The 13,044-nt window shown below is 38.7% G+C and carries 3 protein-coding genes; all 3 read left to right on the top strand.

The window, feature by feature from the left end; translation table 11 throughout:
* Positions 1 to 38 precede the first annotated feature (38 nt).
* Positions 39 to 833, top strand: a complete 795-nt coding sequence (locus tag RWP19_RS05845) for a hypothetical protein (RefSeq protein WP_314356831.1) — start codon at positions 39 to 41, stop codon at positions 831 to 833.
* A 768-nt stretch (positions 834 to 1,601) separates the two neighbouring features.
* A complete protein-coding gene (locus RWP19_RS05840; RefSeq protein WP_314356829.1) occupies positions 1,602 to 11,324 on the top strand; it encodes an ESPR-type extended signal peptide-containing protein in 9,723 nt (3,240 codons plus the stop codon).
* Between the two features lie 122 nt (positions 11,325 to 11,446).
* Positions 11,447 to 12,247, top strand: a complete 801-nt coding sequence (locus RWP19_RS05835) for a hypothetical protein (RefSeq protein WP_314356828.1) — start codon at positions 11,447 to 11,449, stop codon at positions 12,245 to 12,247.
* Positions 12,248 to 13,044 lie beyond the last annotated feature (797 nt).

Genomic DNA, 13,044 nt, shown 5'->3' with positions numbered 1-13,044 from the left:
TTTCACCATAATCTAACGATAGAAAAGAGGAATATAGAATGAAAAAATCTACATTACTTGCTTGTGCAGCGGCTCTTGTTATTTCTACAGGTGTTGTAGGTGCACAATCTGCTCCAACATATGACGATAACTTAATTTTACGTAACCCAGTATCTGCGCCTGCATTGGGCAACGTAGTATTGGTTCCTGTGGCTAGCCCACAAACAGTGTCTGCTGTTCATGATTATGTAAAAGCTTGGCAAAATGCAGAAATTAACATTGCAAAAGCTAAAGTGAAATACGACAAGCATGAGCAAATGACTAAAGCTGAAAAAATCTGGTTACATTCCTATGATAAACATAATTACGCTGACTACTTCCGTACACATTCCATCGGTCGTGTACATGGTCAAGAAGTGTTCTTGAACTGGAATGGTGAAAACCGTAATAAAAATGAATACGAATATTTCGAAATGCCTAAATACAATGAAAAAGATGGCTTCACTAACAGCTATGGTTACAATGTATTGCGCGGCATGACAGATCGTATTAATGAAATCATCCAAAAACAAAAAGAAGTTGGCGGTCCTATGACTGATGACGAAGCACAAGCATTGGAAGATTCTATTTTGGATGTAATGGCTAAAGACCAAGAAAACGTTTCTAACGAAGAACTTCGTCACTACATGAACGAAACAGTTTGGTTTGCAGCTAAACAAACAGTTAAAAACAAAGCAAGTGAAGAACCTACTGTTCAAGATGAACACACTGTAAATCTTCGCGAAGCTATTAATCGCCCAGCTAACCAAGAAACTAAAAAAGTAGACTTACGCGCTGCGATTAATAACAAATAAATTGGTATTAGACTTTTCTTAGTGTAATATTTGCTAAGAAGTAGTTGATCTATATACAGATATATCTGTACCATACTAACTACATAAGGCCCTTGTAGGTCATATGAGGGCCTTGATGTACCCTGGAACCCCGACTAGGGCATACAATCCTTATACAAATAACGCCATCCTTTGGATGGCGTTATTTTTTATGCTCTATTGGTATTTGATAGTTTAGTCATCATTGTATTCGATTTAACATCCCTCTTATTTTTATAAGAGGGATGTTTTTTATAAACAAATATAAATTAAAATATCGGTTTTGAGGAAAATATTTATGTATTAATTTTTCTATAGTTCATGAAAATACTGTAAACACTATATTATTCATTAATTTCGATTTAAAAAGTTTATATTTAGAAACATGAAGATAACATAGATCTTTCTATAGGATTTTAACATAATATAAACTGATAATGATGAAATAGATCAGTATCTTATATAAATGATTTATATTATATATAATAACTATATTATAATAGCTGTATTTTACTTGACGTGTAGATAATTACTCATTAAATAAACTCAAATTTATTTAATTTATAATTCTAAAATTTTCTTTAATAATTTTAAGGATTTCTATTTACATTTAGTTTATAAATTGGTATTATATAAATATCTTAATGAAGAGTAAGTGAACGTGTGTCATAAACAATTCATGAAACAAAAAGTGTATTAATAAGGCATTTAGTGTTTTCTTTATAAGAGAGAAAGGGGTTCATAGTTTCTATGAATAAAGTTTTTAAAGTCGTTTATAGCAAATCTAAAGGCTGCTATGTAGTAGTTCCTGAAACCGCTAAAAATAATAACGGCAAGAAAAAAGTATTAGCTAGCGTATTGGCTGGCTTGGCACTTGTAGGTGGTGCAGTTGCAGGTACACCTGCTAATGCATTTACATCACCCGATAATTCAGTTGATGTTACTGCTGGGCATGTTGTAGCTGGTAATAATAACAATGCAGCAGGTGGTCGAAACGTAGCTATTGGTTACAATAATACGACAACTCATGATGAAACCATTGCTATTGGTAGTGATGTATCTGCATTGGCAGGTCATAATATTGCAATTGGTTCTGGTGGCACTACTGCACAATCTGCACCAGGCAGCACTGGGTCTGCAGCCATTGCTATTGGTTATAAAGCACAAGCTGTATATGGTGGGGATCTTGGTGCATATGACATGATTGCTATTGGTAATCAAGCTAAAGCAACAGCTAATGCAGGCACTGCGATTGGTACATTATCTAAAGCGACTGCTAATAATTCCACAGCTATTGGTAACAAATCCCAAGCTACTGCATCTGGTGCACTAGCTATCGGTCAAGTAACTAATGCTAATGCTCACGGCGCTGTAGCAGTAGGTAATGGTGCACAATCTAATGGTGTGGGCTCTACTTCTCTTGGTCGTACAGCTAAGGCAACAAATGATGGTTCCGTTGCTGTAGGCTTTAATGCAGAAGCCACTGGTGATCATGCTATTGCTATTGGTGGTGATGGTAAAGGTGCAGCATTTACTGATAGCCCTAATACTTTTGCTGGTTTAAACCAAAAAACTACAGCAAGTGCAACTAATTCTATTTCTGTAGGTCATAATGCACAAGCTAACATCGCTGACGGCGTAGCTCTTGGTTCTTCTTCTGTTACTACAACAGATAAAGGCGTTCTAGGTTATAACCCATCTGATCCTCATGAACGTAAATATACTCGTTTGACTGGTAACGTACAAACAGCTACTACAGCTGCTGTATCCATCGGTAACGGTCAACAAATGACTCGTCAATTGACTGGTCTTGCTGCAGGTACTGCAGACACTGATGCTGTTAACGTGGCTCAATTGAAAAACGTTGGCGTTGCTGTAACTGGTAACACTGGTAAAAGTGACTTCTTAACTGATGGCGGTAAATTGAACGTACTCGGTACAGGTCGTGTGTCTACAGTAGCAGCTCATGACGGTCAAAAAGACTCCAAAATTTCTGTAAGCTTTGATGACACTGGCATGGTAAAAGCTGGCAAAAACGTTACAGTTGACGAAAAAACTGTAGACGGTCGTACTACTTACACTATCAACGCTACTAACACTGCTGCTAAATATGACTTCTTAACAAATGCTAAAGCTAACGGTGGTAACTTGGATGGTACTGCAAAACCTGCAACTGTAGCAAGTGGTAATACTGTTAACTACGCAGCTGGTAAAAACTTAACAGTTAAACAAGATATTGATCAATCTATTGGTGAGCAAACATATACATACTCTTTAAATAGTGATCTTGGTGGCATTACTTCCATCACTAACAATGGTGGTACTACTATGCACTTTGGTCCTGACAACATCAGTATCACTGGTGGTAACTTGGATCTTGGTGACAACAATATTACTAACCTTAAATCTGGTGGCGATGTAATCAACAACGCAGCTAACATTGGTGACGTAACTCGTATTTCCAAAGCTAATGAAAAACACATTAAACCAGGTGAATACGCAGTTGATAACAATGGCAAAGTAACAATGACATACGTTGATGGTAACAACAAAGATGTTCCTAACGAAACTGCTGTTATCACAGGTATTACTAAACAAGATCTTTCCAACATCAACAATGGTGGTAAGACTGTTATTAAAAACCTTGCTAAAGAATCCATTGATATGGAAAATGGTAAGAACACAACTGCTTCTCACCGTGATGTAAATGGCGTTAAAACTTTCAAAGTAGACGTTGAAGGTGACTTGAACGATATTACATCCATCACAAACAAAGCTGGCGACGGCAAAGTTGTATTCGGCGGTAACCAAACTGTAAACGTAGCTGGTGATCATAATATTAGTTTGAACGCTAAAGCTGGTGATATCACTGGTTTGACCAATGTAACTTTGGATGCTCCTGACTTCGCAACAAGAGGTCGTGCTGCTACTGAAGAACAATTGAAAATCGTAAACAACGGTTTCAATAACACAGTTGGTTTGACTGGTAACACAGGCGCTACTGAATTACAAAAATTGAACAAACAAGGCGGCTTGAGCTTCGGTGTGGTAGGTGCTAACAATGGTGAGTACATCAAAACAACTGCATCCGGTAGCAATGTAGTAGCTGACTTGTCCGACAGCGCTAAAAATAAATTGAACAGCACTGTTGAAGTTCAAGGTAAAAACGCTGCGAAAGTAACAAGCAACGTAGTTCAAAATGCAGACGGTAGCAGTAAAACTATCTACACTGTAGATGTTAACAACGTAACACCTACTGCAGCTTCTACTGAAAAAGTACAAGCTAAAGCAGACGTAGCTGGCTCTAGCGACAAAAACATCGCTAAAGTATCCCCTAAAGCAGGCGATCAATTCGGCGAAGCTGGTGCAACTTACGAAGTAAACGTATCCCGTAACGACGTAAAAGATGCAGCTCGTGAAGCAGTAACTGTAAACAATGCAAATAATAAAAACAACCCTATTACTGTTACACCTGTACAAGATGAAACAAACCATAACACAACTTACCAAGTAACATTCGATGGTGACAAAGCTGCTAAACAAATTCCTTTGACTTACAAAGCGAATGGCACAAACGAACAAAAAGTTACATTGGATAAAGGTTTGAACTTCACAAATGGTAGAAACACAACAGCTTCTGTAGATGCTGAAGGCGTTGTTAAATACGATGTGAATAAAAACTTGGTAGATATCAATTCCATTTCTAACACTACAAATGGTCCAAAAATGGAATTCGGTCCTAACTCTATCAACATCACTGGTGGCCCTATTAACATGGGTGACCAAAACATCACTAACCTTAAATCCGGTGGCGATGTAGTGAATAATGCTGCTAACATTGGCGACGTAACTCGTATTTCTAAAGCTAACGACTTGCACATTGCTCCAACATCTTCTAATCGTCAAGGTGAAACTACTACATCTTACGCTTACGATGCAGCAAGCAAATCTGTAACATTGAAATATAACGATGGTAACGGTGTTAACCAATCTGGTACAGTGGCGAAAATCGACTTGTCCGGTTTGGCTGATCAAATCAAAGATGGTTACTCCTTCTCTACTGACGCTAAAGGCAATGTAGTTGGTAACCATGCTGTTACACCTGTAGCAAATGGTAAAACTGTTTCCTATGCAGCAGGTAAAAACTTAACTGTTGCTCAAAATATTGATAATGCAACTGGTGAACATACTTACACATATGCATTGTCCAATGATGTTGATTTAACACCAAATGGTTCCTTGAAAATTGGCGACACTATTCTTAACAATGGTGGCTTAACAATTACAGGTGGCCCATCCGTAACTAAAACTGGTATCAACGCTGGTAACTTGAACATTACTAATGTGAAAGCAGGCGTAAACGATACTGATGCAGTTAACGTAAAACAATTGAAAGATGCTCGTACAGTAGTAACTTCCAACGATAACTCCGTAACAGTTAACAAAACTGAAAACGGCAACCAAGTTACTTATGACTTGCATGTAGCTCCAGGTGCTGCACAATCCGTATGGAATGTGAAATCCTCTGGTAATACAACTGCTGATTCCGAAACTACTGCAAAAACTATCTCCGATGGTAAAACAGTTGAAATGGCAGCAGGTAAAAACTTGACTGTTAAACAAACTAGCAACAACGACGGTGCTAAAGTTGAATTCGGTTTAGCTGGTGACTTGACTAACATCAAGACTATTAAAAACGAAGGTCCTGCTACTTTCACAATCGGCGGTAACGAATTCAAATTTGATGGCGGAAATGTGAACATGGGCGACAACAACATCACTAACCTTAAATCTGGTGGCGATGTGATCAATAACGCTGCTAACATTGGCGACGTTAAACGTATCTCCAAAGCTAACGACATTCATGTCAAAGACAAAACATACACAGTGAACGCTGATAAAACAGTTACATTGGAATATGTTGATGGCAATGATAATACAGTGAACAAAACAGCTAAGATCGACTTGAGCAACTTGCCAACAGGCGATAAAGCTGCTGTTGAAAGCGTAGTTAAAAAATCTGCTGCAGCAGGCGACACTAACATCGCTGACATCACTGTAGCTGACGGCAAACAAACTGGTGATGCGAATGCTAAATACGAAGTAAATGTTTCCCGTAATGCTGTTAAAGATGCAGCTCGTGAAGCAGTTACTGTAAATAATGGCAACAAGACTAACAACCCAATCACTGTTACACCTGTTCAAGATGAAACAAACCATAACACAACTTACCAAGTAACATTCGATGGCGATAAAGCTGCTAAACAAATTCCTTTGACATACAAAGCGAATGGCTCCAACGACCAAAAAGTTACATTGGATAAAGGTTTGAACTTCACGAATGGTTCCAACACAACAGCTTCTGTAGCTGCTGATGGCGTAGTTAAATACGATCTTAACAACAACGTAAACTTGACTCCATCTGGTTCCTTAACTATTGGTGATACTGTTGTTAATAACGGTGGCTTGACTATCTCTGGTGGCCCATCTGTTCTTAAAACTGGTATTAATGCTGGTAACTTGAACATCACTAATGTAAAAGCTGGCGTAAACGATACTGATGCAGTTAACGTTAAACAGTTGAAAGATTCTCGTACAGTAGTAACTTCCAACGATAATTCCGTAACAGTTAACAAAACTGAAAACGGTAACCAAGTTACTTATGACTTGCATGTAGCTCCAGGTGCTGCACAATCCGTATGGAATGTGAAATCCTCTGGTAATACAACTGCTGATTCCGAAACTACTGCAAAAACTATCTCCGATGGTAAAACAGTTGAAATGGCAGCAGGTAAAAACTTGACTGTTAAACAAACTAGCAACAACGACGGCGCTAAAGTTGAATTCGACTTAGCTAACGATATCAAGATTGGTAACGACGGCAAAGACGGTAAAGATGGCGTTGATGGTAAAATCGGTGTAAACGGTAAAGATGGTTCTTCCGTTGTGATCAACGGTAAAGACGGCTCCATCGGCTTGAATGGTAAAGACGGTAAAGATGGTCTTACTATGAAAGGCGAAAAAGGTGCTGACGGTGTAACTCGTATCGTTTACGAAGATAAAACTAACAATAAACATGAAGTAGCTACATTAGATGATGGTTTACGTTTCGACGCTAACTCTGGTGGCGAAAAGAAAAATAAACTTGGCTCTAAAGTAACTGTAAAAGGTACTGGCGCTAAAGCTGATTCCGAATATGATTCCTCTAACATCAAAACTAGCATCACTCAAGGTGCTGATGGTAACAGCGAAATCAATATCGGTTTGGCTAAAGACTTGAATAACATCAACACAATTAAGAATGGTGGCAATGCTACTTTCACAATTGGCGGTAACGAATTCAAATTCGATGGCGGCAACGTGAACATGGGTGGCAACAACATCACTAACCTTAAATCTGGCGGCGATGTAATCGATAACGCAGCTAACATTGGCGATGTAAAACGTATTTCCAAAGCTAACGACTTACACATTGCACCAACTCAATCTAATCGTGCAGGTGAAACTACTACATCTTACTCTTATGATGCAGCAGACAAATCCGTTACATTGAAATACAACGATGGCAATGGTGCTAACCAAGCTGGTACAATCGCGAAAATCGACTTGTCTGGTTTGGCAGATCAAATCAAAGATGGCTACTCCTTCTCCACAGATGCGAAAGGTAATGTAGTTGGTAACCACGCTGTAACAGCAGTAGGCAACGGTAAAACTGTATCCTACGCAGCAGGCGATAATTTGACAATTACTCAAAATATCGATAATGCAACTGGTGAACAAACTTACACATATGCATTGTCTAATGACATCAAAGTTGGTAACGACGGTAAAGATGGTAAAGACGGTGTTGATGGTAAGATCGGCGTAAACGGTAAAGATGGTTCCGCTGTTGTAATCAACGGTAAAGATGGTTCCATCGGCCTTAATGGTAAAGACGGCAAAGACGGTCTTACTATTAAAGGCGCTAACGGTCAAGACGGCGTTGACGGTAAAAACGGTCAAGACGGCATGACTCGTATCGTATACGAAGACAAAAATAACAACAAACACGAAGTGGCAACTACTGACGACGGCATGAAATATGCTGGCGACAATGGTCAAACTGACTCCACTAAAGTTATCGCTAAGAAATTGAACCAAACATTGGATATCACTGGCGGTGCGGACAGCACTAAATTGACTGAAAACAACATCGGCGTGAACAACGTAGATGGCAAATTGAAAGTTCAATTGGCTCAAAACATCAACTTGACTCCAGCAGGTTCCTTAACAATTGGCGATACTAAGATCACTGACGGTGGTTTAGTAATCAACAATGGTCCATCCATTACTAAAGGTGGTATCAATGCTGGTGACTTGAACATCACTAACGTGAAAGCTGGCGTAAATGATACTGACGCAGTTAACGTAAAACAATTGAAATCCGCTAAGACAGAAGTTAAAGCTGGTGACAATGTAACAGTTGATAAAACAATTGGTGCTGATGGTCAAAACATTTACACAGTAAATGCAAAAGCAACTAACCTTGGCGATGCTGAACTTAACTACACAGCTAACGGCGGTGCTAAACAAAAAGTTAAATTGTCTGAAGGCTTGAACTTCGTTGACGGTAACTACACTAAAGCTTCCGTTGATGCAAACGGTGTTGTTAAATACGACGTAACACTTGGTAAAGTGAGAGACGGCGTTGACGGCAAACCAGGCGTAGATGGTGAAAATGGTATCGCAACAGTTAAAACTGTAGTTGATACAATCAACAACTCCGGTTGGAAAGGTGACGTTACTGGTAACACAGTAGGCGCTCACAGTGCAACAATCGTAAAACCTGGCACAACTGTAAACTTCGGTGCAGGTAAAAACTTAACTGTTGAACAAATCGTTGATGCAGTAACTGGCAACCATACTTACAACTATGCATTGTCCGACGATATCAAAGTTGGTAATGATGGCAAAGATGGTAAACCAGGTGTTGACGGTAAGATCGGTGTAAACGGTAAAGACGGTTCTGCTGTTGTAATCAACGGTAAAGACGGCTCTATCGGCTTGAATGGTAAAGACGGTAAAGATGGTCTTACTTTCAAAGGTGCTAACGGTCAAGACGGCGTAGACGGTAAAAACGGTACTAACGGTATGACTCGTATCGTTTACGAAGATAGCAACAACAACAAACACGAAGTTGCTACTACTGATGACGGCTTGAAATTCACTGGTAACAACGAAAGCGTTGTAAACAAAAACAAACTTAACTCCACAGTTAAAGTTAAAGGTGAAGGCGTTACTGAAGAGCAAGAAAAAACATTTGAATCTGCTGCAGGTAACATCGCTGTAACTGCTGATGGTAATGATACTTTGAACATTCGCTTGAATAAAAACATCAAAGGCATCGACTCTATCCAAACTAAGGAAATCCGCTTAGGTACACCTGATAACTACACAACAATTAAGAAAGATGGAGACCGCATTAAATATGGCGACAAAACATTCGCTAACACTGACGATATCTGGACAATCCAAGCTAATGGCACAGATGTTCCAGCTAACGGCGGTAAAGTAAATGTTAAAGGTGCTGACGGTATCACAGTATCCAAATCTGCTAATGGCGAAATGACAATTAGCGGTGCTGGTCTTGGTACAATGAACAGCTTCAACGTTAAATCTTCTGGTAATACTACTGCTGATTCTGAAAAAACAGCTAAGAGTATTACTGATGGTAAAACTGTTGAATTCTCCGGCGGTAAAAACCTCACTGTAAAACAAACTAGTGACGACAAAGGTGCTAAAGTAGAATTCGCGTTGAACAACAATGTAGATCTTACTAATAAAGGTTCCGTAACAATTGGCGATACTAAGATCACTGATGGTGGCTTAGTAATCAACAATGGCCCATCTGTAACTAAAGACGGTATCAATGCAGGTAATAAACAAATTACTAACGTTGAAGATGGCGTAAACGATACTGATGCGGTTAACGTACGTCAATTGAAAGCAGCTAAAACTAACCTTACTGATGGTCAAAACACTAAAGTGACTGGCGATGGTTCTAAAAACAATCCTTACAAAGTTAATGTTGAAGGCGATTTGAACAAAATCACTTCCATCACTAACAAAGAAGGAGATGGTAAATTAGAATTCAAAGGTGACCAAGTAGTTAACGTAGCTGGCGACAACACAATCAAGCTTGATGGTAAAACTGGTGATGTTACTGGTTTAACTAACAAAACTCTTGATTCTGCTGACTTCGCAACTAAAGGTCGTGCAGCAACTGAAGAACAATTGAAACTTGTTCAACAAGAAGCAGCTAAAAAATCTACTGAAAAAGTACAAGCTAAAGCTGATGCTAATAACATCGCTAAAGTAGCGCCTAAAGCTGGCGATACATTTGGTGCAGCTGGTGCAACATACGAAGTATCTGTAGATAAAAACGATGTAAAAGATGCAGCTCGTCAAGCAGTTACTGTATCTGGTGATAAAAAAGCGATCACTGTAGACGTTCAACCAAATGCTACAAACCATACAACTAACTACCAAGTTAACTTCAATGGTAAGGAAGCAGCTAAACAAATTCCATTGACTTATAAAGAAAATGGTGGCAACGCTAAAACAGTAATGTTATCTGATGGTTTAGACTTCTCCAACGGCGTGAATACTACTGCTCACACTGGTGCGAACGGTAAAGTATCCTTCGACGTGAAAGGTGATCTCACTAACATCACTTCCATTTCTAACAACTCCAATGGTCCGAAAGTATCCTTCGGTGGCGATACTGTAAACATCACTGGTGGCAACCTCAACATGGGTGGTAACAAAATCACTAATGTTCAACGTGGCACTAATGATACAGATGCAGTAAACGTTAAACAATTGAAAGATTCCCGTACTACATTGACATCTGATGACCAATCCGTAGTATTGAAGAAAACTGAAACTGCTGATGGTGGCTTAAACTACGACCTTTCCGTAAAAGGCGCAGTTGACCCTCGTGTAGATCAATTGTCTGAAGAAATCGGTCGTGTAGGTGCACAAGGTGCAGCATTGTCCGCATTGAAACCTATGCAATACGATCCATTGGAACCAACTCAAATCATGGCTGGTTATGGTAACTACCGTGGTAACTCCGCGATTGCAGTGGGCGTAGCTCATTACAAAAACGAATCCACAATGTTCCATGGTGGCTTGTCCTGGGCTGGCGGTTCTAGCCATATGATGGCAAACGCTGGTGTAACTTGGAAAGTTGGTAACAGAGATGCTGAAGCAGCTGTAGCAGATCGCTACCGTAAAGGCCCTATCAGCTCTGCATACGCAGTTCAAACTGAAATGGCTGCAATGAAAGCTCAAAATGCCGGATTAAAAGGTGAAGTATCCGACTTGAAATATGAAAACGAACAAATTAAAGCTCAAAACGCTGGTCTACAAAGTGAAGTAGAAGTATTGAAAGCTCAAATGGCTGCAATGATGGCGAAAATGGGTATGTAATTAGTTAGACTTTCAAATAAACTAGGTATCAAAACCTAGGTGTTACATGGATACAACTGGTAAGGGCTCCTTCGGGAGCCCTCATCCAGCACATTAATTCGACTATGGAAAGAGGAATAGATATGAAAAAATCTACAATGCTTGCTTTCACAGCAGCAGTTTTATTGAGCGCAGCATCCTTTACTGGTCATGCAGCTAGTGCTCCAACATATGATGACAACTTAATCTTGCCTAACCCTGCATCTGCACCTGGTTTGAGCAATGTTGTGTTGGTACCTGTGGCTAGCCCACAAGTAGTACAATCTCTTCATGATTATGTAAAAGCATGGGAAAATGCAGAACAAAAAATCGCTTTAGCAGAAGCAAAACGCGATAAACATGAACAATTGACTAAAGCAGATAAAATTTGGTTACATTCCAAAGATAAGCATAACTATGCTGATTACTTCCGTACGCATTCCTTAGGCCGCGTACACGGTTTTGAAACAGCTTTAAATTGGAACGGTGAAAATCGTAACAAAAACGAATACGAATACTTTGAAACACCTAAATACAATGAAAAAGATGGCTTCGTAAACAGCTATGGTTATAATGTATTGCGTGGCATGGTAGATCGTGTTAACGAAGTAGTACAAAAACAAAAACAAATTGGCGGTCCAATGAATGATAACGAAGCACAAGACTTAGAAGATGCTATCTTGGATGTCCTTGCTCAAGAGCAAGAACATGTATCTAACGAAGAACTTCGTCATTACATGAATGAAACAATTTGGTTCGCTGCTAAACAAACAGTTAAAAACAAAGCAAGTGAAGAACCAACTGTAGCCGATGAGCACGTAGTAGACCTTCGCAAAGCTATTAACGAACCAATGGGTAGCAATGACTACAATAAAGTAGATTTGCGTAGCGCAATTCAACAATAAATAATAAATACTTATAGCAATGTAGGTATTAAAGCCTTGTCTTCTCTCGTTAAAAGGCTTAGTTGATCTCTAATACATACTAATGGTATACGTGTATCCCTTTCATACACGTGTATCTACAATGATACAATGGCCCTTATAGTGGGTTATGAGGGCCTATTGTACCCTGGACCCCCGACTAGGGAACACAAATCCTTATTAAACAACGCCATCCAAACGGATGGCGTTGTTTTTATATATGTATTAATAGATGGATCTATATAAGATAATTTAAACATATTATATATATACTATATAAGGAAATAATTGTGTAAGAATATAGGAAGATAATCATGTAAGAATATAGGGAGATAATTATGTAAGGCTATAGGAAAATAATTATTTAAAGATACTATATATGGTATATTAAGTATTTAAATATACTATATAAAGAAAAGTAGAAAAAAGTTTGTAAAATTTTAAAATTAGGGGTTGCACACTGTAGTTCTTTGTACTATAATAGCAATACAGTCGTTTGAGGCGACTGTTTATTAGTTAGCAAACACTAGATAAAATCTATGTTTGTTGATAATCGTTTTAGAATGTAAATGTAATTCCTGACTGAAATAGAAATTACAAAATTCTAAAAAAGATTATAAAAAGATGTTGACATGAACGTGACAACATGTTATTATAATCTAGTCGCCAGTTGGTGAAACACTTCAAAAGAAAAGTGCTTCGAAGCTAGATATAATCTAGTTTGACTGGTACAGATCTTTGAAAACTGAACAATGATAGGTAATCAATCATATGATTGA

The sequence above is a fragment of the uncultured Veillonella sp. genome (genome assembly GCF_963522475.1).
Taxonomy (GTDB): domain Bacteria; phylum Bacillota; class Negativicutes; order Veillonellales; family Veillonellaceae; genus Veillonella.
Note: the sequence above shows the minus strand (reverse complement) of the source record. Positions and strands in the feature narration are given on the sequence as shown.

Coding starts and splice junctions, on each gene's coding strand:
- RWP19_RS05845 (WP_314356831.1), top strand. CDS start 39: ATGAAAAAATCTACATTACTTGCTTGTGCAGCGGCTCTTGTTATTTCT.
- RWP19_RS05840 (WP_314356829.1), top strand. CDS start 1,602: ATGAATAAAGTTTTTAAAGTCGTTTATAGCAAATCTAAAGGCTGCTAT.
- RWP19_RS05835 (WP_314356828.1), top strand. CDS start 11,447: ATGAAAAAATCTACAATGCTTGCTTTCACAGCAGCAGTTTTATTGAGC.